General features: G+C 57.5%; 1 pseudogene. It reads left to right on the plus strand.

Annotation, left to right across the window (positions count from 1 at the left end):
* Window positions 1-21: 21 nt before the first annotated feature.
* Window positions 22-228: pseudogene (locus ACPYOI_RS37370) on the plus strand (phage major capsid protein); the annotation flags it as partial.

Raw genomic sequence — 228 nt, forward strand, 5'->3', positions numbered from 1 at the left:
CCACAACATCAGGAGGACTTCATGTCCGATAATGCACTTGCCGAGAAGATCGGCGAGCTTGGCCAGTCTGTGGCATCCATCAAGGAACAGGTCGGCAATCTCGGTTCCGACTTCACTGCAAAGCTTTCCGCTACCGGCGAAGTTTCCGCAGAACTGAAGGGCAAGGTAGACAAGGCTCTGTCCGAACTCGGCGAGACCGTCACCCGCGTTCGTGAGCCCGAGAAGGCC

This window comes from Rhizobium sp. SVR5-2C (genome assembly GCF_056755115.1).